The 23,352-nt window shown below is 39.1% G+C and carries 18 protein-coding genes and 3 pseudogenes; 12 read left to right on the top strand and 9 right to left on the bottom strand.

What is annotated here, in order from left to right; translation table 11 throughout:
• The first annotated feature begins 742 nt into the window (after positions 1 to 742).
• The 3 genes from HNQ69_RS08255 (at position 743) to HNQ69_RS07995 (ending at position 2,024) form a co-directional block, all read left to right on the top strand.
• Positions 743 to 952 (top strand): ThiF family adenylyltransferase, encoded by a 210-nt coding sequence (locus tag HNQ69_RS08255; RefSeq protein ID WP_343056870.1) that lies wholly within the window; start codon positions 743 to 745, stop codon positions 950 to 952.
• 146 nt (positions 953 to 1,098) lie between these two features.
• Positions 1,099 to 1,404 carry a ThiF family adenylyltransferase gene (locus HNQ69_RS08360; RefSeq protein WP_425486681.1) on the top strand — a complete coding sequence of 102 codons (306 nt, stop codon included), beginning with the start codon at positions 1,099 to 1,101 and terminating at the stop codon, positions 1,402 to 1,404.
• Positions 1,405 to 1,634: 230 nt separating this feature from the next.
• The gene (locus HNQ69_RS07995; RefSeq protein WP_246348538.1) at positions 1,635 to 2,024 is read left to right on the top strand and encodes a hypothetical protein; all 390 of its coding nucleotides are present in this window, start codon (positions 1,635 to 1,637) and stop codon (positions 2,022 to 2,024) included.
• Positions 2,025 to 2,948: 924 nt separating this feature from the next.
• On the opposite strand, the gene HNQ69_RS05995 is transcribed toward HNQ69_RS07995, so the two are convergent.
• The gene (locus HNQ69_RS05995; RefSeq protein ID WP_183229151.1) at positions 2,949 to 3,851 is read right to left on the bottom strand and encodes a polyprenyl synthetase family protein; all 903 of its coding nucleotides are present in this window, start codon (positions 3,849 to 3,851) and stop codon (positions 2,949 to 2,951) included.
• A gap of 299 nt (positions 3,852 to 4,150) precedes the next feature.
• Between HNQ69_RS05995 and rpmF the strand changes: the two genes are divergently transcribed.
• A complete protein-coding gene (gene rpmF / locus HNQ69_RS05990; protein ID WP_011181291.1) occupies positions 4,151 to 4,330 on the top strand; it encodes a 50S ribosomal protein L32 in 180 nt (59 codons plus the stop codon).
• 569 nt (positions 4,331 to 4,899) lie between these two features.
• On the opposite strand, the gene HNQ69_RS05985 is transcribed toward rpmF, so the two are convergent.
• The 3 genes from HNQ69_RS05985 to HNQ69_RS05975 all read right to left on the bottom strand — a co-directional run bounded on the left by HNQ69_RS05985 (position 4,900) and on the right by HNQ69_RS05975 (position 7,718).
• Positions 4,900 to 5,484 carry a CarD family transcriptional regulator gene (locus HNQ69_RS05985; RefSeq protein ID WP_183229150.1) on the bottom strand — a complete coding sequence of 195 codons (585 nt, stop codon included), beginning with the start codon at positions 5,482 to 5,484 and terminating at the stop codon, positions 4,900 to 4,902.
• A 305-nt stretch (positions 5,485 to 5,789) separates the two neighbouring features.
• A complete protein-coding gene (fdxA, locus tag HNQ69_RS05980) occupies positions 5,790 to 6,128 on the bottom strand; it encodes a ferredoxin FdxA (protein WP_183229149.1) in 339 nt (112 codons plus the stop codon).
• A 21-nt stretch (positions 6,129 to 6,149) separates the two neighbouring features.
• Entirely contained in the window at positions 6,150 to 7,718 is a 1,569-nt protein-coding gene (locus tag HNQ69_RS05975; protein WP_183229148.1) for a hypothetical protein, read from the bottom strand.
• Between the two features lie 576 nt (positions 7,719 to 8,294).
• Here HNQ69_RS05975 and HNQ69_RS05970 point away from each other — a divergent pair.
• On the top strand, positions 8,295 to 9,206 hold the full coding sequence (locus HNQ69_RS05970; protein ID WP_183229147.1) for an RNA polymerase factor sigma-32: 912 nt from the start codon (positions 8,295 to 8,297) through the stop codon (positions 9,204 to 9,206).
• A gap of 170 nt (positions 9,207 to 9,376) precedes the next feature.
• On the opposite strand, the gene HNQ69_RS05965 is transcribed toward HNQ69_RS05970, so the two are convergent.
• Positions 9,377 to 10,909 carry a M48 family metalloprotease gene (locus HNQ69_RS05965; RefSeq protein ID WP_183229146.1) on the bottom strand — a complete coding sequence of 511 codons (1,533 nt, stop codon included), beginning with the start codon at positions 10,907 to 10,909 and terminating at the stop codon, positions 9,377 to 9,379.
• Positions 10,910 to 11,069: 160 nt separating this feature from the next.
• Between HNQ69_RS05965 and HNQ69_RS05960 the strand changes: the two genes are divergently transcribed.
• The 3 genes from HNQ69_RS05960 (at position 11,070) to HNQ69_RS05950 (ending at position 14,082) form a co-directional block, all read left to right on the top strand.
• Positions 11,070 to 11,729 (top strand): thiamine diphosphokinase, encoded by a 660-nt coding sequence (locus tag HNQ69_RS05960; protein ID WP_183229145.1) that lies wholly within the window; start codon positions 11,070 to 11,072, stop codon positions 11,727 to 11,729.
• Positions 11,730 to 11,800: 71 nt separating this feature from the next.
• Positions 11,801 to 12,214: a hypothetical protein gene (locus HNQ69_RS05955; protein WP_183229144.1), complete on the top strand. Its 414-nt coding sequence runs from the start codon at positions 11,801 to 11,803 to the stop codon at positions 12,212 to 12,214.
• Positions 12,214 to 14,082 (top strand): ABC-F family ATP-binding cassette domain-containing protein, encoded by a 1,869-nt coding sequence (locus HNQ69_RS05950; protein ID WP_183229199.1) that lies wholly within the window; start codon positions 12,214 to 12,216, stop codon positions 14,080 to 14,082. Before HNQ69_RS05955 ends, HNQ69_RS05950 begins: the two co-directional genes overlap by 1 nt.
• Before the next feature lie 885 nt (positions 14,083 to 14,967).
• Here the strand turns inward: HNQ69_RS05950 and HNQ69_RS05945 are convergent.
• Both HNQ69_RS05945 and HNQ69_RS05940 read right to left on the bottom strand, forming a co-directional pair.
• A pseudogene (locus tag HNQ69_RS05945) lies at positions 14,968 to 15,531 on the bottom strand (GNAT family N-acetyltransferase).
• A gap of 957 nt (positions 15,532 to 16,488) precedes the next feature.
• On the bottom strand, positions 16,489 to 16,746 hold the full coding sequence (locus HNQ69_RS05940) for a DUF2312 domain-containing protein (protein ID WP_183229143.1): 258 nt from the start codon (positions 16,744 to 16,746) through the stop codon (positions 16,489 to 16,491).
• Positions 16,747 to 17,038: 292 nt separating this feature from the next.
• On the opposite strand from HNQ69_RS05940, the gene HNQ69_RS05935 reads away from it, so the two are divergent.
• The 3 genes and pseudogenes from HNQ69_RS05935 to HNQ69_RS05925 all read left to right on the top strand — a co-directional run.
• On the top strand, positions 17,039 to 17,533 hold the full coding sequence (locus HNQ69_RS05935) for a DUF1036 domain-containing protein (RefSeq protein WP_183229142.1): 495 nt from the start codon (positions 17,039 to 17,041) through the stop codon (positions 17,531 to 17,533).
• Positions 17,530 to 18,964 (top strand): annotated as a pseudogene (gene pyk / locus HNQ69_RS05930) (pyruvate kinase). The gene HNQ69_RS05935 and the pseudogene pyk overlap by 4 nt, the downstream one beginning before the upstream one ends.
• A 50-nt stretch (positions 18,965 to 19,014) precedes the next feature.
• Positions 19,015 to 19,335 (top strand): annotated as a pseudogene (locus HNQ69_RS05925) (pyruvate kinase alpha/beta domain-containing protein); the annotation flags it as partial.
• A gap of 798 nt (positions 19,336 to 20,133) precedes the next feature.
• Here the strand turns inward: HNQ69_RS05925 and HNQ69_RS05920 are convergent.
• Both HNQ69_RS05920 and HNQ69_RS05915 read right to left on the bottom strand, forming a co-directional pair.
• Positions 20,134 to 20,499 (bottom strand): cell division protein ZapA, encoded by a 366-nt coding sequence (locus HNQ69_RS05920; RefSeq protein ID WP_183229141.1) that lies wholly within the window; start codon positions 20,497 to 20,499, stop codon positions 20,134 to 20,136.
• Between the two features lie 12 nt (positions 20,500 to 20,511).
• Positions 20,512 to 20,787: a DUF4164 domain-containing protein gene (locus HNQ69_RS05915; protein ID WP_183229140.1), complete on the bottom strand. Its 276-nt coding sequence runs from the start codon at positions 20,785 to 20,787 to the stop codon at positions 20,512 to 20,514.
• A 335-nt stretch (positions 20,788 to 21,122) separates the two neighbouring features.
• Between HNQ69_RS05915 and tkt the strand changes: the two genes are divergently transcribed.
• Entirely contained in the window at positions 21,123 to 23,129 is a 2,007-nt protein-coding gene (gene tkt, locus HNQ69_RS05910; protein ID WP_183229139.1) for a transketolase, read from the top strand.
• Positions 23,130 to 23,352 lie beyond the last annotated feature (223 nt).

The raw sequence follows: 23,352 nt of genomic DNA, 5'->3' as shown, positions 1-23,352 counted from the left end.
TGATGGGGTATTGGCGCTATGGATTTATTCAAACCTTTTATGCTGGAACAGAATTTAAAGCACATTATAGCCACCACTTCTGCTGACTTAGCACATATTCAAGGAGAGACAGCATTTACAGCATTTTTCGTAGATTTCGTCATATAAACTTGGACGAGTTAGATGAAAAAATGAATGCTATGAAGCTCCATATAAAATATTTTGAAGGGTACCATGGGCGTAAATTTTGTTTTGATAATTTTAATTTTGATAACATGAGAGATTTGCGCGATTTATTGAGTCATGTAGATCTTTAGCTTGCGAGGGAAAGATTTGAAAATGAATTCGCTCTATAAAAACAAGTATGTTTACTCGTCTACCATATCAGCGAGGCAAAAAGGGGATGAGGCCTTGATCTGTGCGGATATACATAACGTTATAGCCCTTGATATGAGTGATACATAACCAAATGTTATAAAAGCTTTAGCGTGTTTGACGCAGATAATACCTATAATATTAAAATGTAACCTAAATACTGCAGAAAGCGAAGATTTTTTATATTTAACAAAATATATGCTTGATAATAAAACCTCCCTCTTCTAAGGAGGATTCTATAAGAAAAGTTGGGTTTAGTGAGAGCGAATATAATAGATTTGATAGGCGAATTAACTTATTTAAGCATGTATCAGGTAATTTTGACAATATGCCCTTTTAGCTCACTCCAAATTAAAAGATGCTAAGGTCGCTATAGTTGGTTGGGTGGATGCGGAAGCTATGTTTTTTGTACATATCTGCAATGGGTGTAGGGCATATTAAAAACTATGATTTTTATCTTGTTGAAGAAACAAATTTGTCTAGGCAAATGCTCCATAATTATAATGACTTCGGTAAAAAAATGTTGATGTTGTTAGAGATAAAGCTCCCTATATTAGTCCTTCAACTCACTATGAGTTCTATGAGAAACAATAGATAATATAGAGAAGGCATGCTGTCGATTCGAAAGCACTGATCTTGTTATATCCGCGGCAGATAATCTAAGGCCCGATTTTTTTCATTTGATGAATGAGGCTGCTTTTAACATGAGCGGTGCGCTATTATATGCCGGTTCGGCTACGGTAAATGCTATTGTTGAGCAACTTATTATTTCCAGGTAAAACCAGATGTTATGCATGTGTGAATCAGAACCATGTGAAGGATGTTCATGATTTTGTTAAGAAGATCAAGCAAAACTATGTGAATCCTTTGATAGATCCGTATAATGCGGTTGCTGGTTCTTTGGCTGCTCTTGAAGCAGTAAAATATTTAACGGATTTTGACAAATGTCAAATTATAGAAAAAACATTATTCATTAATTTTTCCGGATATCAAGTTGATAGGACTGGAGATCCGTATAACGGTCATTGCCATATTTGTCATAAAATGTAAGCTCTTATATTTATGTATTTTATACAAAGTGATGGCCTGATTACTTTGAAGGTATTGATGTACTCATTTTTTATTGGTGTTGTTGGTGAATGAATGGCTAATGTATTAGCATTTGGATTTTTATTTAATGGTATAAGAATTTTAACAGGCACCTTTATTGTATTTTATATGCTAGAAAAAGGCTTAACTCTTATCGATATAGGCATCTTAAGTCATTTCAAGCTTTTGTTATGATGATTACGTATATTCCTCTTGGATATTTTGCCGATAGAAAAAGTTATAAAATGTCTATGATTTTAGCGGCGGCTTTTTCAGCTACATGGCTTTTTCTTATGGGAATTTCTACAAGCTTTAATGGTTTGCTTTTGGTAAAATTTTTTAATGCTTTGTCGCTTACCTTAATTGCCGGTGCCTATAATGCTTTACTTATTCAATATGCAAAAACGAAACTTACATCGACTAAAAAAGTGCTTGGTTCCAGCTCTCAATATAATTACATTGGCATGTTTGTATTTAGTTTGATAGGTGCTTATTTTGCAGATTATTCAAGTCAATATATATGGGATCTATCTGCATTTTTAATGACGATGACGACACTATTTGGTTTGTTTTTTGGATGACCTGAAAGGAGAGAAAGAACTCCAAAAACAACTTCTTTAATTTATGATGCAGAAGAGATGTTCTCTATTTTTGTTAAAATCCCTTATATCTCTATGTTTTTATCTTTCACTTATTTTTCAATATATTTTCGCAGTATTGGCAGTGGATATTCAAAGATTATAATATCAATATAACGTATTTTGATTTTGGTGTAGTATTTTTTCTTATATTGCTCTCCCAGCTATTAGCGAGTTTTCTCTTTACAAAACTGAGTGAAAGGGTGAATTTTGTTTTACTACTGTTTTTTTCAGCTTCTATGATTTTTACCGTTGCTTTCTTTGAGTCAAGAAAAGAAATTGCTGTTATTTTAGCCTGTATAATTCTTTATCTCATTAAGTATACATATCTTCGTGTAGAAGTTGTCCTGCATGATAATATTAGGGCTAATCTCATAGCCACATATGAATCTTTCTTGTCAGCCGTTGAGAGGTTCAGCCTATTGGTATTTTTTTACATGAGGGCGTATATGGTAAATATGTTTGGTTTCTTGTCACTAATTTCCACTTTTGGTCTATATTTATTGATTTATTTATCCTCAGTGTTTTTTTTAGAAGGAACGCTCAAAAAATTTCAGTGAAAATATTCACTTACTATTATCACCCACGTTTCATGGCTATTCATATTGTGGCAGCTGTTTGATTTATAAGGGTAATTTACTCTTATTCATACTGAATAAGAGTTTCAACCATCGTAAGCTTTTCTCATTTCAAAGCGATATATGTTGAAATACTTAAAATCATTTAAGAAAGAAGTAAAAGTGCTTTTCATAGACGCTCTCGATAGCTAAGGGCTATTGCAACATTGAGAACTGATAAATAGACTAGTCGTGTCGGTTTGTACTTTTATTAAGCAAAAATGGTAGTACAAAATAGAGAAGATAAAGTTTAATTTTTGCGTGTTGCACTAAAGCGTGCTGCTTGTTGGAGTGGTTTTGCTTTGGCGCCAAAAGGGACAAGAAGTGTTTCTGCTTGAGCGATGAGTTCATCTCGTTTTTTTTGTGTTTCTTCAATCCCATAAAGACGAACAAAAGTCGCTTTATGCGCTATTTCATCTTTACCGGCAGTTTTGCCTAGGATTTCGCTGCTGGCGGTCACATCAAGAAGATCATCCGTCAATTGAAAGGCTAAACCAAGATAAGCTCCAAAAGCAGCAAGTTTTTCTATAAATTCTTTTGGAGCGTTGCCGATGATCGCTCCTGCTTGGCAGGCAAAGCTTATAAGGGCACCCGTTTTCATGCGCTGTAGAGTGATAATGTTGGTGCTTTCTTGCGGTTTCTTTTCCGCTTCAATGTCAAGCATTTGACCGCCTAACATACCGCCAAGTCCTGCTGATTGTGCAAGAGCTGTGATCAGCTTGATTCTGGTGTCAAAAGGGAGTGTGTCGGCTTTGTGGGCAATGATTTCAAAGGCAAGTGTCAAGAGGGCATTCCCTGCTAGAATCGCTGTAGCTTCATCAAATGCTATATGAACCGTGGGTTTTCCTCGTCGTAGTGTGTCGTTATCCATGGCAGGAAGATCATCATGGATGAGCGAATAACAGTGAACACATTCTAAAGCACAGGCGATGTCGAGAGCTTGTTCAGGAGGGATATTAAAAAGTGCAGCACTTTGTATAACAAGAAAAGGACGCAGGCGTTTACCACCATTCAGCACACCATGACGCATGGCTTTGATTAAAATTTCAGGACGGGCAATTTCACCATTTTGAACTTGATCACTTAACAGTGTATCAAGCCGTTTTTCAACGCTGTGACCATGTTTGGCAAGAAGGGTGGTAAATTCATGCATTCTTGCTTCCTTATATTTTGCAAAGTGAAATCTTCAAATTTGTAAACGAGAGATTGTCGCTCTTTCTTGTTTTCCTCAATCTGTATAGGTTTCTTAATTTAAAAATCAATTTCTCTTTTAATACTTAGATCCACTGTATGCGGAAGTCTCTGTTAAAGCCAAACAAAAAATTAAATGAACGTCTAGCCAAAAGCTTTTAGTCAGTGTATAACGCTGTAAAATTTTATGGTGTTTTTGTGTGAAGCATTGTCATTTTTGACATTGCTTTTTCTGTTTTAATGGATTTGGAGTGTCTTTTTATGGCTGTACCTAAACGAAAAACTTCTCCCTCAAAACGGGGTATGCGCCGTTCGGCTGATGCCTTGAAGGCGCCGACTTATATCGAGGATAAAAATTCTGGTGAACTGCGTCGTCCTCATCATATTGATTTGAAAACAGGGATGTATCGCGGACGTTCCGTTTTACCTGCTAAAGATTAAGAGTTTTCCTCTCTACCTCTTGTAAGATTCATTTTCTTTCAGAGTAAAATGTATGCTCGGGTGATTTTCTTTTTGTTATTCTCTTCGATAAGGGTACTTGAGGCATAAAATTTTTCGTGGTGCAGGAGATTTAAAAATCTCTTCTCATCATTTATAGGTCACTTGAATTTTTGAAGGTGTGTTTTATGTGGCATGTGCTGTGAGGAAAGTCGACAAAAGAATTCTTTGTTAGTCTTGATAAAATAAACGCTTTTGATAGTGTAGAATTCTTTGTTTTAGTCATTTTCTCAAAAGTGCAGCCCCTTCAAAAAGGAGGTGCGGAAAAGACTCAAATACCAACTCTGTCATGAGATGGGAGACTATAACAGATGGAAAATTGTGATGTGGAAAATTAAGATGCTGCCTATATCATTTTAATTCCAGCAACACATCGTTAGATAAAGACATTTGGTGGATTTCCTAGCAAATGTCCTTTTGTCGTAGGTTTATTGATAAAAAAATGAAATCTACACACTGCCGATTTTATCTTATTATCGAAGGACTTTGTTATTTATTACGCAGCATAAACATTATGCAGCATAAACAGCTTCGTCGCCTGCGTTCGTTTTATTTTTCTCAGCTTTAAATTCACCCTTTGGTTTTCTCGAAAGATGCATCTCTATGAGATTAACAGCTTCTGTTTCAGAAAGGCTATTAATAACAGCAATTTCGCGGGCCATCCTGTCTAGTGCAGCGGTATAAAGTTGGCGTTCAGAGTAAGATTGTTCGGGTTGTAGGTTTGAGCGAAAAAGATCACGCACTACTTCAGCAATACAAAGGAGATCTCCTGAATTGATTTTAGCATCATACTCTTGAGCACGACGTGACCACATGGTTCGTTTAATCCGCGCTTTTCCATGCAAGATTTTTAATGCACGTTCAACAGAATCAACAGCAGATAACTTGCGCATTCCAACAGAAAGAGCCTTCGCAATTGGCACCTTGATATCCATTTTATCTTTTGCAAAATGAATGACAAAAAGTTTTAATTTATGCCCTGCAACTTCTTGATCTTCAATTGCTATAATTTGGCCCACTCCATGGGTAGGGTAGACGATATATTCAGAGGTTGCAAACCCTTTAGCATTGGAGGACGTTCCGTGTTGGGATGCCATATTTTAATTTACTCCCTTGATGATAAACAAACGTATCGGAAAACAGGTTAAAAACCTGAACGCTGAATGTTCTTTAACCAAGTATATCACACGAATTGAGCAAGCATAAAAGTTAAGTACTTTTAAATCCAACAAAAATACACTGCTTTACAATAAAAAACAAAGAAAAATACTTAGAAAGATGATCATGTTAAGATGACACTAACATCAAAATTGACAAGAATCAATCATTTTGCTTAAGAATTTTTACTTTTACAAGAGAACTTTCTTAACTTCTAAAGGAAGCTAATGTCATTGTATCATCATTATTCACCGCTTCCTGGCTTTTCTGAAAAATACTTTTCCAATTTATTTGGAACGCCATCCATTTCTTTTGCTTGAGGAAGGGGATCTTTTCGGGTGGTTAAGTTAGGCCATTTGTTTGCATAGTGAAGATTAAGTTCTAACCATTTCTCTAACCCCGGTTCTGTATCAGCTTGAATCGCTTCTGCAGGGCATTCTGGCTCGCAGACACCACAGTCGATACATTCATCAGGGTGAATGACAAGCATATTTTCACCTTCATAAAAGCAATCAACAGGGCAAACTTCAACGCAGTCAGTGTATTTACAGTGAATGCAGTTGTCTGTTACTACATAGGCCAAGATCGAACTCCATTTTTGATTTTAGTAATTTTTGGAAGAAAGGTTACGTGCTTCTTTATCATTTATGAGTTGATCGCGAAGTGCCGCTAATTTTGCAAAAGGTGAATCAGGATTAGAAGGTTTGTCTTTCTTAAATGATGCATTCTTCGCGCTTATGGTCTTGGAGCTGCTCTTGGGCTTAAAAGAATGTTTCGTGTGTGACGCCGCTCTAGAGGGGAGATTTTCATGCATGCTTACCCCTTTTTTAAAAGCCTTTTTTGGCTTATTTTGCCATATATTTCCCGCTTTATCACGCTTTTTTTGTGTGTGGTGGTGAAGTTGGTGATTATAACGCCATAATAGAATAATTTTATCTTCTGTTGTAACTTGTTTTTGCTTAAAAAAATCACCAACAAGTTCTGCGGCGGGTAAACAATCTGTGGTTTGGGGATGTGTTTCAACGCAACTGGACAAGGTATTTTTTGCTTCTTGTATTGTTGTTGAGGATCTCATTGTTTGCCATTGGTCACCAACGCATTCTGCTGCAGGAATATCTTGTGTTATCGTATGTCCATGAGAAGACGCTTTGTGGGTAAGAAGATGTTGTTCAAGAACAATACTACTCATGGCATGTGATTGATAGCCAAGCCCTTTTAGAATTTCTTCCATATCGGTTCCATTGGCTCCAAGAATCGACATCATTGTGGATGTGACAAAAAAGCTTTTGCCATCATAAGCTCCATCGGGTTTTGGTTCACTCCCTTGTTTCCAATGAAGGGCAGGGCGGATCAGGTTGGCAAGACGTTCTAAAATATCAACCCGTACAGCACGCTGTCCTAAAATGCGATAACCAGCTAACTGATAAAATTGACGGTTATACGTAGGATCAACAACCAACGAGGTTCGCCCAGAAGACAAAGCAGCAGAAATTTCACAAAAACCCGTTTGGTCATGATCCTTATTTTGAAGATTCCATAGCAGCATAATGGCTCGGACCGGAGCGGGTTTAAGCATCCCAGCAATATAGATATGGAAAGCGCCAAAACGAACACCTAGACGACGTAAAACAGCACGTGATTCTTGATCAAGATTTTTGACAAGTTCAGCGACTTCTCGACGCGGTAAAATTCCTAAAGAGCGAACAAGTTGTAAGGCAAGATTGCTCGTTGAATCCGTCAAACTATCGGCATTGCGCAAATCAAACAGGGGCTTTAAAGCGGTTTCAAAATGAAAAGTCACAAAACGCTCTAGCCGTTTTATTACGTTATCACGGGCTTCTCCTGTTAATTGTGCATCAGCTAAAACAATGAGTTTTGGTTTTAAAAAATCTTCTGTTGCAACAATTTGACCAACGGGTTGACCAATCCAGCGCACAATTCCATCAGAACTAAGTGTAAAATCTCCATTGCCACAAGCACAAAGGCGCATTGCGCGTTTGGAGAAGGCAAGAACCAAATTTTCATTATCTGCTAAATTTTGTGTATCACTTGTTTGAGAAGTATTGTTCTTGTTTCCATAAAAACGAAAACCTTCAAACTTGCCATTTCCGTGCTTTTCAATGAGAATATCGTCCTGAAAAATATCATTCTGTTTGGTAATCTTGTTATCCATGATCATTTTCTTTCTCGGTGCTACACTGGTAAAAAGCTTATTTCCGACAATTCTATCAACGTTCCTTTAACATGTTTGTAGCGTTTGCTTCAATCATTCTTGTCATTTTTTGATGCTTCTTTTGGCAAATTTAAATCGAAGGTTTTGTTTTATTCAGCTCTTATTCAGTTTTAACACTTTATACACCGCCACCACACGTAGTTAAGTGCAATAGATAAAACTATAAGCATAAAAATAAACGCTTTACTAAAAAGAAAAATAAGTTGGCGGTCAAGAAAAACCGATGCTGTTTCTATAGGAGCATTTTATTTTTGCTGTTCTATTACGAGGATGGAAAGAGAAAGCTTTCTTGTGCATTATCTTGAGGTAAGAAGTTTATTGTATGGTCTTTTCGTTAGTCGATCTGTGTTTTCAGGCAATAAGTTTTTCCATTACAATAAAAAAACCATTGCGATTATAAAAATACACGTTAAAGTAGTGAAAACGAAAATAAACAACTTTAAGTTCTTTCTCATGGAAAGAAGGATGATGACGTTGCCAAATCAATGTTGATAACTTTAATCGCAAGAGGTTATTATGGGTAATCTTTCAAATGCTGTTTATAAAAGCAGCAAAAATTATAGCGACGCAGATAAAAGCTTGGGACGTAATATGGTACGTTCTGCTATGCAAGCGCCTTATCTTGAACGACAAAAAGAGCATGATTTGGCTCTTCGATGGAAAGATAAACGCGATGATGATGCTATGCATCAAATTGCAGCGGCTCATATGCGTTTGGTGATTGCGATTGCTAACCGTTTTAAACGTTTCAAAATGCCATTGGGAGATCTGGTACAAGAAGGTTATGTGGGGCTCTTGGAAGCGGCTGCGCGATTCGAACCTGATCGGGAAGTGCGTTTTTCAACTTATGCAACATGGTGGATACGTGCTTCTATTCAAGATTATATTTTACGAAATTGGTCTATCGTTCGTGGAGGAACAAGCTCTTCGCAAAAAGCGCTTTTCTTTAATCTTCGGCGCTTGCGGGCAAAATTGGTGCAGGATGATGATGCTCTTTCAAAACAAGATATCTTTCGCACAATCGCTGAAAAGCTTGGCGTTTCAGTTCGTGATGTTGAAACGATGGATTTCCGTTTTTCTAGTTCTGATAACTCCTTGAGTGTTTCTGTTTCTGAGAACAGTGATAATCCTGTTGCTAAAATGGATGCTCTTGTGGATGATAGTCCTTTGCCTGATGCTTTAATTGAGCAAGTGATTGACAGTCAACGGCGCGCGCAATGGCTTTATGATGCGTTGCAAATTCTCAATGAACGGGAGCTTGAAATTATCCGTTTTCGTCGTTTGAATGAAGAGGGAGCAACTTTAGAGGTTTTAGGGGAAAAGTTGGGAATCTCAAAAGAGCGGGTACGCCAAATTGAAGCCCGTGCTTTGCAAAAGTTGCGTTCTGCTTTGCTTACAGTCCATTCAGCGGATGCTTATGAGATATAACCAGTAAAGCTTTCTCGAAAGATAAATTTGCAATGGGGAAGGTGACGTGTGAGAGCTCTGAAGGGTTTTAAACGTCTATAAGGTTGGTCTCAAAAATTCTTCAGAGGACAAGGCGTAAAAAAGCGACAAAAAAGAATCAAAAATGGAAGAGATGATGAAAAAAGCGGCCCTTACTCTGTGATAACTTTAACGTTTGTATCAGTGTGTAAAGTTTGGCTTGGAGAGAGTGCGTTGAGAACACGAAAAAGTTTTTCTTTATGTGTTGTATAGTGCATTTTATTTGCGACTTGTGCAATGCTTTCTCCTTTTTTAACCCGTACAATACGGATTCTCAAGGGTTTCAGTTTTTTTAACTGTGATGAGGAAAGAAAATCAAAACTTTGTACCGTGTTTTTGGCAATCTCTTCAAAATTTTTAGAATTATGCGGGGCAGCAGTCAGAAAACGAAAGACATGTTTGTTGAACAAAATAACAACCACATCAAATTGCCACTGCTCATTGGCTGCACGGGCGTGCGCTCCAGGCAGACCGTGAAGCGTGATGGGGCGGACAGATAATTTATCGAGTCCTACAAGCCATCCACTTTTTAAATAATCACTTGCAGACATTCCAGCAGGATGTGGTACAGAATCAAAACGAATAGCAATGTTACCTGGTCCGCTGGCCCAAAGCGTATGCATTGAATTTTCTATTGTGAAATTGGTTGGAACGGAAAAAGTTACCCGTAATTGCGGGTGAATAAATTGGTTTCCTCGTACAAAACCTGTCTGAAAATTCCCTCTAAAAATCATGCCGTCAATGCTCTTGAGGAAAGAATCACGTTCCGTGATTCCAATGTTTGATGGACTGATTTTACCCGCTTTTTCTATCGCAAGGCGAACACGTTGCGGAGTGGTTGGATGGCTAGCCAGAAAATCTAAGGGGGCATTTGGAATTCCTGAGATATTACGAAAAACGCTATAGGCCTCCATCGATTGGAGAAAGCGCGGAGAAGCAAAGGGATCATATCCAGCTTGTTGGAGCATGTCTAGTGCGAGTGAATCAGCTTCCAGTTCCTGATTGCGTGAAAACTGTGCCAGTTGTTGCTTGTCTTCAATGGGGTTCTGAATTTTTCTTCCCGTATGCGAGAGAAGATTGGATGACATGGGATTTTTCATCTTCAATTCAGCTTCTTTTTGTCGGCGTAAAATGCCGTGATGGGCAGTAATGTGCGCTATTTCATGGGCTAAAACTGACGCTACTTCTGCACAATCATTGGCCAATGCAAGCATGCCGCGGGTTATATAGATAGAACCATTGGGGAGCGCAAATGCATTGACGCTTTCCGAGTTTAAAATGGTGACAGAATAGCTTTGGTGAGAATTTGGTGACACGGCTCTGAGTTTGTGCACAATATTTGCTAAGAGGCGTTCAAGTTTTGCGTCATGATAGGCGCCACCATAGATTTGCAAAATATGCAGGTGTTGCATAGCATTTAATGTGACATAGATATTATCTTTGCTGGTCTGTTCGATTGTTCTAGAAGAATTGCAAGGAAGCATATCATTTTGGGAGAAACGGGTATGACAAGCAGAAAGGAGAAGTATTAAACTTATAAGAGTTGTTCTAGACATTCCGGTACGAAAAAGAAAGTTTCGCTGAAAAACTTGGTATTTTCGACGAATGTACCTCGTATTTTTGGGTTGTGTTTTGGCAGATTTCATTGGTATTTTGTCTGTATTTTTACAATAAATCTGTATTTTTACAATAAAGAAGCTTTTGGGAAAGGGGTCTGGGGTTATATTACGGTTACTGTTTATAAAAAACGGCTATTTTTTATAAACAGAGGCTAAAAAGGAAGCATTATAAGAGGCATAATATAGTATGACAACATTTACAATACTGTTAAATGGAGATGTTTGTATTACTGATCGTTTACTCAAGCAAATTCGTAACAGTCGAGTCATTGCTGCCGATGGGGGAATGCGTCATGCAGCAGCGTTGCATGTGATTCCTGAGTTGTGGTTAGGTGATTTCGATTCATCTGATCAAACTTTAATCGACAAATATAGTGATATTCCGCGTGAGATTTTTCCCTCTGATAAAGATATGACCGATAGTGCTCTGGCATGTGAGAGAGCTCTGCAAAATGGCGCTAAAAAGCTTATTTTATGTGGTGCTTTGGGAGGTAAAAGAACTGATCACAGTCTTTCTCATATGACACAAGCATTGATGATGGCCGAAAAAGGAATTTCAGTATTTTTGACAAGCGGTGTGGAGGAAGGATGGCCTATTTTGCCAATCCCTTGTTCATATGATTTACCTGATGGATGCTTGTTTAGTATTATCGGTTTTTCTGAGTTACAAGGATTAACGCTTTCAGGTGTAAAATGGCCTATTTGTGATAAAAATGTGTCATTTGGGTCTTCTTTAACACTTTCTAACCGTATTTGTGGAACTTTTTATTATCATTTAGGTTCTGGAAGAGCTATATTGTTGGCGTCTATACCTATTCCAGAAAACGCTTCGAGTCTATTTGGCTAAGGTAGAGGGAGAAAAGTGATTAAATGCCGGCATGAATTATATACTTTATCTTGATAAGGAGAGGTTTTTATATGTTAAAATCAGTTTTAAAAGTGGCAGTCATTTCAGCCATTGGATTCAGTACAGTGGCGTGTTCAGTTAGTGATCAAAGCGTGGCACGTTATGGTGTGGGAGGAGCAGCAATAGGGGCTTTGGCTGGAACAGCAATTGCTGGAAGCACGCCTGGAGCAGCGCTTACCGGTGCAGCATTTGGTGCAATTGCAGGGACTATAACAGGTGCTGCAGCAGATCAGAAAAGACAGCAAAAAGAAATGGCTCTTCAGCAGCCATTATTGTGCACGTATCGTACCCCTAAAGGTCGCGTTTACCAGGCACCTTGCGCTCAAAGAATGCAGATGCCAAGAATGCAGACGCCAAAATTATGTGCTTTCCGTGATGGAAAAGGTGTAATGTATCAGGCACCTTGTCCTCAACATGTCCGTTAATGGCAGTGCCGCTGCTGCGGCTTGACCGCATTTTCCTAACCTTTGGAACAACTCCCTTACTCAATCAGGCTTGCTTATCGGTTGAGCAAGGGGTGCGCATCGCGCTGGTGGGCCGTAATGGTTGTGGAAAATCAACATTGTTAAAAATTGCCGCTGGAATGAGCGAACCGAGTGGTGGGGAAATTTTTCGCCACCCTCGGGTCACGTTGCGTTATGTCTCGCAAAACCCTGATTGTTCAGGTTTTGAAGATATTCATGCTTTCGTCGAAGATGGTCTGGATGATATCCCTGATGTGCAGTGGATAAATACACTTCGCACAAGTCTTGGTTTTTCAGGAACGGAAAAGTTAGCAACCCTTTCTGGGGGTGAAAAGCGGCGCGCTTCGTTGTTACGCGCTCTTGCCGCAAAACCGGATATTCTTCTTTTAGATGAACCAACCAATCATCTTGATTTACCAACCATTGAATGGCTTGAAGGGATTTTATCTTCTTTGCCTTCAGCAATTGTCGTGATTTCCCATGATCGACGATTTTTGGAAAATGTTACGCATTCAACGGTATGGCTTGATCGCGGGATAACAAAAAGGCTAGAAAAACGTTTTTCCGAGTTTGAAAATTGGCGTGATAAGGCGCTGGAAGAGGAAGCTCTTGAACAGCATAAATTGGGAAGACAGATTGCTCGTGAAGAACAGTGGTTGCGCTATGGGGTAACCGCTCGGCGTAAACGTAATGTACGTCGTTTGGGGGAATTAAAAAAACTAAGACAGATGCATAAAATCTATAGAGGGCAACCGGGGACTGCTCTTTTGACAGCTTCTAAAACATCTCGTTCTGGTCAATTGGTGCTGGAAGCAAAGCGAATTTCAAAGTCTTATGGCGAGCGCGTGATTGTAAAAGACTTCTCTTTGCGTATTCAACGGGGTGATCGAATCGGGTTGGTTGGCCCTAATGGTATCGGAAAGACAACCTTGCTTTCTACTCTAATCGGCCAGGAAGCGGTTGATAGTGGAACGGTGAGGCATGGATATAACTTGTCCATGGCACTGCTTGATCAACAGCGCATTTTAAATGAGGAAGAAACGCTAGCGCATTATCTCACCGGTGGTCGGGGCGAGACTCTTTTAATTAATGGGCAAGAACGCCATGTCGTCTCTTATATGAAAGATTTTTTATTTTTACCCGAGCAAGCGCGTACACCACTCAAGGAATTTTCAGGTGGAGAAAGAGCTCGCCTCATGCTTGCTCGATTGCTTTCGCGTCCGGCAAACTTTTTGATTCTCGATGAACCGACCAATGATTTGGATATGGAAACATTGGATTTGTTGCAAGAATTTATTGCCGATTTTGCCGGAACAGTGTTGTTGGTTAGCCATGACAGGGACTTTTTAGACCGCACTGTAACCCATATGTTGGCGCCCCAAGGTGATGGTCATTGGATTTTGTATGCTGGTGGTTATAGTGATATGATGGCACAAAACAAGCAAGCTGCATTGTTAGTGCGTAAAGATAAAGAGTTATCACAGCGTAAAGGACTGTCAAATCCGCGTGCACAGGAAAATGCAAAACACCCTTCACCCGTAAATCGTGGATTTATGGGGCGGGAGAAAATAAAGCTGCGCAAAATGTCTTATAAGCAGGTTTATGCACTGGAAAAACTGCCTGAACAAATCACTGCTTTGCAGGATGAAATAAAAAAAATTGAACAAGAACTTTTGGATCCAGCACTGTATTGCAACGATAAAGAGCGTTTCATGCGTTTATCAACAGCACTGGAAGAGAAGAAAAGTATTTGTGCGCAAAAGGAAGAAGAATGGTTGGAACTTGCACTTTTGCGGGAAGAATATGAAAAAGAAATCCGTTCGCCTTAATGGCTGTTAGGGACATTTTAAGAGATTTGGAAGATCACGCTTTCTTTTTTGTCTTTAGTTTTTGCAGTACTTAACAATAATTTGTACCAGTGCTGACAGAGATTTGTACCAGCTCTGGAAAGAGAAAAAAGTTACTAGATGCAAAAAAAGAAGAGTTTGTCTTGCACTTTTGCGGGAAGAATATGAAAAAGAAATCCGTTCGCCTTAATGGCTGTTAGGAACATTTTAAGAGATTTGGAAGATCACGCCTTCTTTTTTGTCTTTAGTTTTTGCAGCACTTAACAATAATTTGTACCGGTGCTGACAGAGATTTGTACCAGCTCTGGAAAGAGAAAAAAGTTACTAGATGCAAAAAAAGAAGAGTTTGTCTTGCACTTTTGCGGGAAGAATATGAAAAAGAAATCCGTTCGCCTTAATGGCTGTTAGGGACATTTTAAGAGATTTGGAAGATCACGCCTTCTTTTTTGTCTTTAGTTTTTGCAGTACTTAACAATAATTTGTACCGGTGCTGACAGAGATTTGTACCAGCTCTGGAAAGAGAAAAAAGTTACTAGATGCAAAAAAAGAAGAGTTTGTCTTGCACTTTTGCGGGAAGAATATGAAAAAGAAATCCGTTCGCCTTAATGGCTGTTAGGGACATTTTAAGAGATTTGGAAGATCACGCCTTCTTTTTTGTCTTTAGTTTTTGCAGTACTTAACAATAATTTGTACCGGTGCTGACAGAGATTTGTACCAGCTCTGGAAAGAGAAAAAAGTTACTAGATGCAAAAAAAGAAGAGTTTGTCTCGCACTTTTGCGGGAAAAAAGTAAAAAAATTTTTTCCGACTTTCGTAAAGCTTAAAGAGTCTCACATTTTAATATCTGATAAAAACATCTTAAAACACTTTATTCTGATCGCTTAAGACATTCATATGAAGCATTTATTCGAGAGGTGAGAATATAATCTCTCTATTGGCAGGAAATCATCAGATAATCTTGGGTATAGCCTTCTTTCTCAAAACCAAGGTACTTCAACAAAATTCCACTTCTGATGTTTTCAGGTGTATAATTTGCCATCCACTTTATGCAAGTGATAAACATGAAAAACATGGAGGATCAGAGCAAATAAAATCTCGAACATGAGGCCTTTTCTTTGATGTTTTTTTCAAGAGAAAAACCAAGGTGGCAGGCTTGAAAAACACCATGCACAACATTTGTAAAGTTGACGATGGCGATGATTGTGTTCTCATTTTTCAATCGTACACCATAGCGGTATGCGCGTCCTTGTGCACTCTCACAAGTGAAGATATTTGCGCGTGGTTTCCAATCTGTTAAGGTGTTGTAATCATCAGATTGTACCGGTTCCCAAGGATGTAAATGATTCGCATTACGCAGGTAATAAGAAGATAGTTCATTGGCATCTTCTAAACCGACCAATGTAAAAATTGTTCGTTTTGTTCTGATTGCCATAACTTTCTCCTCCTAGAAATATACGAGTTCGCCTATTTCTCATTCAATTTTTCAAATGCCTTTTTCTTTGTTTGATGAAATCAACCTCAAAAAACGGAAAGTCAACGAGAGATTTCATAAAAAACGACAAGTTTTGCGCAAAAAGGGATAGAATGAGGGAAAAAGTTACAGATAATCGGATATAATTTTAATCATGTATCATTTTTTGATTGCATTTTACAATGGTTCTTCTCTTTTTAAATCCCTCCTTTTCATAAAAAACTTATGTGCTCACTTTAAACACAAAGCTTTTTGTTTATCGTTGATTTAATATTTTAATGCATAAGTTTTTTATATAACGATGTCTTTGTTGCTGCTTATAGATTTTTTGATTTATTCATTAACGGCAAATCATAGAGCACAACTATTGCCACTGTGGGCAAATTTGTAATGCGCAATATATTGGTCATTTAATTCACCATTGTGAATTTGTTCTCCTGTGAAAGTTCAGGGTCTTCTTGCCTTAAATGATTATGCCATCAGTTTAATTATCCCTCTGCTTTGTTATTATATTCTCAACTTGTTTGCGTTTCTGCAACCCTTTCTTAAAGAAGCTTGACACCCCATTTCAGAGTCAATTTTTTCACGGTGTGATATTTGGCAGTTCTCTTGCCATTTTATTTGTGCAAATAGCGCATGATATAGAACAATATCTTCATAGCCATTTGGTATTTTCCTCCACCTTTCTTCTCATCTTGTATGTTAACGACTAGATTGAAGTCTGAGAACAGCTCTTGGGGGTAAGAGATATTACGCTTTCTCATGGAATCTCTTCGCCAAGAAGTAATATGTTGTCGATATTCTCGTCGCAAGTTACACGAACTGTTCATTTCTGGCAGAAATTTATGTGCATTATTCATTTTTACATTTTCAACTTCTCTTTTCATTTTGAAAAAATATTCGTTGTTATCAATGGATTCAACTCATACCAAGCGCATTTTTATAAAGCTGGATGACTGCTTCTTCTTCCATGCGTTCATGTTCTTCTTTTTTGCGTAACCTTATAATGCTGCGAACAGCTTTACTGTCAAAACCAGAGCCTTTAAGTTCGGCATAAACCTCTTTAATGTCATCAGAAATGGTTTTTTTCTCTTCTTCTAGCCGTTCAATACGTTCGATAAAAGCACGTAATTGGTTTACGGATATAGCGTGTGTTTCATCGGTTACTGTGTTCATTGCATTTTTCTCCAGATTGTATACTTTAAAACTGTTTTTTGACGATAAATTTTTGTTAGGAAAGCCTGAAAAACAATAAAGTAAATCAAGCTGTACAGTTTTTTACAAATTGTCTTTAAATATTTTGTAAAAGTTTAAGAATATGCATTAATAAAAAGGCACTAAAAAGCAAAAAATAAAGAATAAAATGAGAGAAATTTGAAAGGTTTTTGAAAAAAGAAGAAAAGGGATATATGCTTTATTTTAAGGGTTTACGTGATAAATTAAGGGTTTACGTGATAAAGGCGGTTTTATGGTTACCAAAAAACAGGAATGGGTGTTTCAGAAAGGGCTGAAGGTTTTTCTCTTGAGCATTCTGTTTTCATGCGCGTTTGTTGTTTTTGCAAAGGCTGATTTTAGGGTGTGTAATACGACTCAACAGTCTGTTGGTGTCGCTCTTGGTTATCCTACCTTTTCAGGCTGGGTGAGCGAAGGGTGGTGGATGGTTCCCATGACGGAGTGTAAAACCTTAATCGAGGGGCCGCTATCTTCACGGTTTTATTATTTTTATGCAGAGGGTGCACAGAAAAAAGGCAATTGGTCGGGTTCTATCACCATGTGTGTGCAAGATAGTCAATTTACCATTCAAGGGGTTCATGATTGTTTTCCTCGAGGGTATCAAAGGGCGAAGTTTAAGGAAATTGATACAGGGAATCAAACCAGTTGGATGGTGCAGTTGACCGATGAGTCTTTGTTTGCTGATTCGGTTGCGCGTTCTCCTTCCCTTTCAGGAGCTTCCTCACCGTGAAGCGTAAATGTAAAGTAAAAATTATTGCTACTCTGGGTCCTTCTTCTTTTTCTTCTGCGATGATTGAAAAGCTTTTTATAGCGGGAGCTGATGTTTTTTGTCTGAATATGAGCCACACTGACCATGAGACAATGTATGATTGGTCAAGCGCATACGGAAGGTTGAAAAAATCGTTCAACGGCCCATCGGTATTCTAGTGGATCTACAGGGACCAAAATTGCGTGTTGGCTGTTTTGTTAAAGGTCAAGAAGTTTGCGGGTGGGGCAAACGTTTACATTAGATGATCGTGATGTACTAGGCGATGCACAGCGTGTTTATTTTCCTCATAAGGATGTCTTAGCTGCTATAAAACAAGGGGATCGGTTGTTGATTGATGATGGAAAAGCTGGAACTGCAGGCATAAGTGTGTGATGGTATTCCGTTCAATGTCTTGTGGTGGCTGGAACGCATATTTCTGATCGAAAAGGGGTCAGTTTTCCTGCTACGATTTTGCCTTTTGGTTCGATGACGCCAAAGGATAAATATGATCTTCACGCAATGTTGGAATAGCCTGTTGATTGGGTTGCGCTTTCTTTTATCCAACGCCCAGAGGATATTATAGCGCTGCGCCAGTTGAAGAAAAATAAAGTGTCTTTGATGGCTAAGATCGAAAAGCCTCAAGCCTTGGAGTATATAGAAGAGATTATTAATGTTTCCGATGGCCGCATGATTGCACGGGGAGATCTCGGTATGGAAATGCCGTTGGAAAGGATTCCTGCACTTCAAATGGAACTGATAAAAGCTTGTCGTTTAGTGGGAAAGCCTGTCGTGGTGGCGACGCAAATGCTCGAATCAATGATTACATCCTCTGTTCCAACACGGGCAGAAGTTTCTGATGTGGCTACAGCAGTTTATGCGGGGAGTGATGCTGTTATGTTGTCTGCTGAATCAGCCTCTGGTCTTTATCCTGAAGAAGCAGTGCTTATGATGGAGCGAATTACTAGGCAAATTGAGAAAGATCCCACTTATGAGGCTCAGGTGGGTGCGCAGCATCCCGTGCCAGAGTCAACAGGGACGGATGCGATTTCTCTTGTAGCACGACAGATTGCCGAAATATTTCAATGAACAGCCATCGTTACTTACACCGTTTCCAAGTACAACGGGTATGCGTGCCTCTCGTGAGTGCCCAAATACACCCATTATTGCCTTATCAGCTATTTTGGAAACAGCACGGCGTTTGGCTTTGTTTGGGGGATTCATTGTGTTGTCGTGCAAGACGCGCGGAATTTGGAGGATATGGTTGATCGTGCCGCTGCCATTGCTTTTCAAGAAGGTTTTTGCCAAGGGGGAGATAGGTTTCTTGTGAAGGTAGGTATTCCCTTTGGCACGCCTGGTGCTTTGAGCTTATTACGTATCGCTGCTGTTTTTGAAAGCGGAACAAAGGCAATTTAATGGGGGCTTTATGTGCTCCGTTTTTCGCCGAAACATTTCAATGAACAGTCATCGTTACTTACACCGCTTCCAAGCACAACGGGTATGCGTGCCTCTCGTGAGTGCCCAAATACACCCATTATTGCCTTATCAGCTATTTTGGAAACAGCACGGCGTTTGGCTTTGTTTGGGGGATTCATTGTGTTGTCGTGCAAGATGCGCGGAATTTGGAGGATATGGTTGATCGTGCCGCTGCCATTGCTTTTCAAGAAGGTTTTTGCCAAGGGGGAGATAGGTTTCTTGTGAAAGTAGGTATTCCCTTTGGCACGCCTGGTGCTTTGAGCTTATTACGTATCGCTGCTGTTTTTGAAAGCGGAACAAAGGGTGCTTGAATCTTTGAGGGGCAATATTCTTTTGTATAGATCATACATGGGAGAGAGCTGTTTGATCTTGTTACAGCCGTTTATGCCAAGAGCAAAAGCGGTACTGTGAAGTTTTCTGCTGAATCCGCTTGTGGTCTTTATTCTGAAGAAGCCGTGCTTATGATGGATTGCTATATTTAACTGAGATGTTTATGGCACATTGTTCTTTGATTTATTTCTCATTGTCTTTTTAGACATTTTTATATAGTTTTTTCTCTCTACTATGCGCATAATATATTGTTTTATAATGATAATTTATAATTCTTCACCTTAAATAAGCGCATCGAATAGCAGCACATTTTTTCATTCCAAACCCTTCTCTTCAAAGCCTAAAAAACATTTACTTACGTGTTATAAGAGGAATGGGCGGGTGCATAAAAACTGTTTGAAAAATGTATCCTTTTTATAAACTGTCTCAACGCAAGAGCAGCCGCACCATTGAAAGAAGATAACTATGACGCGATGTTTTTGTGCATAGATTGGAACAAGGAACGAAAATGATGCTGTTACGTTTATTCATTGAAAAGTGGAGAAATGGCACTCTTTCAATGGATTTAGTATCATATCATTTATGGCGTGCCTGTTAATATGATGACAAGAGTTCGCAGAATATGAGCACAACTTTTTCTTGGAGGATACTTTTTTTGTTTATTGCTGTTGCAATGTGCACGATTCTTTTACAATTATGCTCATCTTTGAAAATTATGACTACTGGGAAAATTACGACTACTGGTTGGTTCAAGAATTGGTGTGTGTTTATGAATCTTCTTATTCTTGAAGTTTAAGACTGTTTTGCCCATCTTTAAGCAGTTGCTGGGTGATCTTCTCAATGCGCTCTGTCGTGTCTTGTACAATCCTCCCCATGGTGCGATCTCTTTCCTTGTGTTCTCGTAAAAGAGCTGTGTAGTCTTCTTGCAATTTTTTATTTTCTCGTTTTATTTCTTCCATTTCATCAATAATCATAATACCAGCCATAACGGATAAACGATGATCACCGATTTCACCGAAATTTGTCTTTAGATGTGTGATATATTGGTCTAATCGACCCGCAAGCTTAATGAGATGGTGCTCTTGCCCTTTATCGCAAGCCATACGATACACTTTACCATCAATAGTGACGGAAACAGTTTCCATGCATTCAAACCTTTATCTGTCAATAACGACACGAATCGTTTCCATCGCTTTTATCAAACGTTTAGAAACTTCTTTGTTTACTGTTTCTAACCGCTCAATTTGGGATTCCGCTTTGTCAAGCGTTTGCGCAAGATGGCTACGATCAGCGTTCATTCGTTGAATTTCTTCTTCCCATTCGTTGTTTTTATCAATAACGGCATTGCGATTTATAATGGTGATCTCTAAGGTTCTTAGTGCTTTTTCCAATTGCTCTAAAGCGTGTGGTAGAACCGTAGTTTCTTGGTTCATGATACTCCTATCCTTTGGGTAATTGTATCCTTTATTAGTTCTTTATGCAAAAACGAATCAATTATTTTCTTTTCTTGCGAGTCTTTTATTTTTAAGTATCTAGGATATTTTAGCAAGCAAAGCAGGGGATACATGTGAATTAAAAGCTAGATTTTTTGAGAGTATTGGCATAAATGATATGTATATAAGGAATGTATGAGGGGGATGTTATTAGTATCAATGAAGTGATAAAGAAATCTCACGTCGATAATTAAAAGAAACAGTATTTCTCAAAAAATTGAGAAAATGCAGAAAAAGCAACAAAATAACCTGTTTAACGAAATGGTCGATCATTTATGACAAATACTGAACAACAGAATCAGATGGCCAATGCTATCCGTTTTCTTGCTATTGATGCGATTGAAAAAGCAAATTCTGGTCATCCTGGCTTGCCAATGGGGGCAGCTGATGTTGCTACCGTCCTTTATACAAAATTCCTTGCCCATGATCCTAAAAATCCTCATTGGCCCAACCGTGACCGTTTTGTTTTGTCGGCTGGTCATGGGTCTATGTTGCTTTATGCTTTACTCTATCTTTCTGGTTATGAAGATATCTCTCTTCAGGATCTCAAAAATTTCCGCCAACTAGGGTCAAAGCTTGCTGGGCATCCAGAATATAGGCACGCTGCGGGAATCGAGACAACCACTGGCCCCCTCGGACAAGGGTTGGCGAATGCTGTGGGGATGGCGCTTGGGGAGCGCTTGCAAAATGCCCGTTTTGGTGATCTCATCAACCATTATACTTACGTGTTAGTTGGCGATGGGTGCCTCATGGAAGGGATTTCTCAAGAAGCTATTTCCCTTGCTGGGCATTTGAAACTCAATAAGCTTATCGTGTTATGGGACGATAATAATATTTCCATCGATGGAGCAATTTCCCTTGCTGATAGTACAGATCAGATAGCGCGTTTTAAAGCGTCTGGTTGGGAGACACACAAAGTCAATGGACATGATCAAGCAGCAATTGCAAAGGCTATCGAGTTGGCACAGGATTCCGATAAACCAACTTTGATCGCTTGTAAAACAACAATTGGTTTTGGAGCACCAAATAAAGCGGGAACCAATAAAGTTCATGGAGCGCCTTTAGGAGCGGGGGAAATTGCTGAAACCCGTATCGCTTTAGGGTGGGATTCTGAACCTTTCACTATTCCAGCTGATATTCTTGATAATTGGCGCTTGGCTGGTCTCAATGCTGCGAAAAAACGCCAAAAATGGGAAGAGAAATTGGCCAATTTGCCCGTGTCAGAACGGGTGGAGTTTGAAAGGTTGATACGGGGCGATCTCTTGGGTGGATTTTATGGCGCTATTGATGATTATAAACAGAAACTCATCAAAGAGCGTCCTTTTGTTGCCACGCGTAAAGCTTCTGAAATGGCGCTTGAAGTTATTAATGAAGTTGTTACTGAAACCATTGGTGGGTCTGCTGACTTAACCGGATCTAATAATACAAAAACGAGTCAGATGGAAAGTATTTCTGCTGAAAATTTTTCAGGGCGCTATCTGCATTATGGAATTCGCGAACATGCAATGGGAGCTGTGATGAATGGTCTTGCGCTTCATGGTGGGTTTATTCCTTATGGCGGAACCTTTTTATGCTTTTCTGACTATATGCGTCCGGCAATGCGGCTCTCTTCTTTGATGGGATTGCGCGTGATTTATGTTATGACCCATGATTCTATTGGTCTTGGTGAAGATGGACCAACGCATCAGCCTGTGGAGCATTTGGCTTCCTTGCGTGCAATGCCTAATCATCTCGTTTTCCGTCCTGCTGATGCTATGGAGACAGTTGAGTGTTGGCAATTGGCTTTGAATGCACGCAAAACACCTTCTACTTTGGCTTTAAGCCGACAAAATTTACCGCTTTTGCGTCAAGAATATGAAGAAGAAAATCTTTGTATGCTCGGTGCTTATGAATTATTAACGGCAAGTGATGATGCGCAAGTGACTCTCTTTTCTTCCGGTTCAGAATTACAAATTGCGGTAAAAGCCCATGCAATATTAGAAAGAAAAGGGATTCCAACGCGTGTGGTTTCTGTGCCTTGTTTTGAACTCTTTGCACAGCAATCTCTCTCCTATCAGCGTGCTCTTATTGGTAATGCACCGATCAAAATTGCCATTGAAGCGGCTGTTCGACAAGGATGGGATTGTTTTATTGGCGGTGATGGTGTTTTTATCGGTATGGAAGGGTTTGGTGCTAGTGGAACAATTGATGCGCTTTATGCGCATTTCGGTATCACTTGTGAGAATGTGGTTGCTACCGTTGAAAAAGAACTTGAAAAGATAAGTAGGAAAAATACGAAGTGACGTTTCGTTTTATAATGAGTGGTTTGGTCGTATGGGGTGCAATATTTTGTGCCCACATGTGAAAAATGATTGATCAAGATATTGAAGTTGTGGCTATTAATAATTTGGGACCGTTGGAAATCAATGTCCATTTGTCGCGCTATAAAGAGAAGTGAGGAAAATGTAAATGACGGTTCGCGTTGCAATTAATGGGTTTGGTCGTATTGGGCGCAATGTTTTGCGT

Source organism: Bartonella callosciuri (assembly GCF_014203215.1).
GTDB classification, from domain to species: Bacteria; Pseudomonadota; Alphaproteobacteria; order Rhizobiales; family Rhizobiaceae; genus Bartonella; species Bartonella callosciuri.
The sequence above is the reverse complement of the archived record's forward strand: the minus strand, read 5'-3'. Positions and strand labels throughout refer to the sequence as shown.

Coding starts and splice junctions, on each gene's coding strand:
- HNQ69_RS08255 (WP_343056870.1), top strand. CDS start 743: ATGCGGAAGCTATGTTTTTTGTACATATCTGCAATGGGTGTAGGGCAT.
- HNQ69_RS08360 (WP_425486681.1), top strand. CDS start 1,099: ATGCTATTGTTGAGCAACTTATTATTTCCAGGTAAAACCAGATGTTAT.
- HNQ69_RS07995 (WP_246348538.1), top strand. CDS start 1,635: ATGATGATTACGTATATTCCTCTTGGATATTTTGCCGATAGAAAAAGT.
- HNQ69_RS05995 (WP_183229151.1), bottom strand. CDS start 3,851: ATGCATGAATTTACCACCCTTCTTGCCAAACATGGTCACAGCGTTGAA.
- rpmF (WP_011181291.1), top strand. CDS start 4,151: ATGGCTGTACCTAAACGAAAAACTTCTCCCTCAAAACGGGGTATGCGC.
- HNQ69_RS05985 (WP_183229150.1), bottom strand. CDS start 5,484: ATGGCATCCCAACACGGAACGTCCTCCAATGCTAAAGGGTTTGCAACC.
- HNQ69_RS05975 (WP_183229148.1), bottom strand. CDS start 7,718: ATGGATAACAAGATTACCAAACAGAATGATATTTTTCAGGACGATATT.
- HNQ69_RS05970 (WP_183229147.1), top strand. CDS start 8,295: ATGGGTAATCTTTCAAATGCTGTTTATAAAAGCAGCAAAAATTATAGC.
- HNQ69_RS05965 (WP_183229146.1), bottom strand. CDS start 10,909: ATGAAATCTGCCAAAACACAACCCAAAAATACGAGGTACATTCGTCGA.
- HNQ69_RS05960 (WP_183229145.1), top strand. CDS start 11,070: ATGACAACATTTACAATACTGTTAAATGGAGATGTTTGTATTACTGAT.
- HNQ69_RS05955 (WP_183229144.1), top strand. CDS start 11,801: ATGTTAAAATCAGTTTTAAAAGTGGCAGTCATTTCAGCCATTGGATTC.
- HNQ69_RS05950 (WP_183229199.1), top strand. CDS start 12,214: ATGGCAGTGCCGCTGCTGCGGCTTGACCGCATTTTCCTAACCTTTGGA.
- HNQ69_RS05940 (WP_183229143.1), bottom strand. CDS start 16,746: ATGAACACAGTAACCGATGAAACACACGCTATATCCGTAAACCAATTA.
- HNQ69_RS05935 (WP_183229142.1), top strand. CDS start 17,039: ATGGTTACCAAAAAACAGGAATGGGTGTTTCAGAAAGGGCTGAAGGTT.
- HNQ69_RS05920 (WP_183229141.1), bottom strand. CDS start 20,499: ATGGAAACTGTTTCCGTCACTATTGATGGTAAAGTGTATCGTATGGCT.
- HNQ69_RS05915 (WP_183229140.1), bottom strand. CDS start 20,787: ATGAACCAAGAAACTACGGTTCTACCACACGCTTTAGAGCAATTGGAA.
- tkt (WP_183229139.1), top strand. CDS start 21,123: ATGACAAATACTGAACAACAGAATCAGATGGCCAATGCTATCCGTTTT.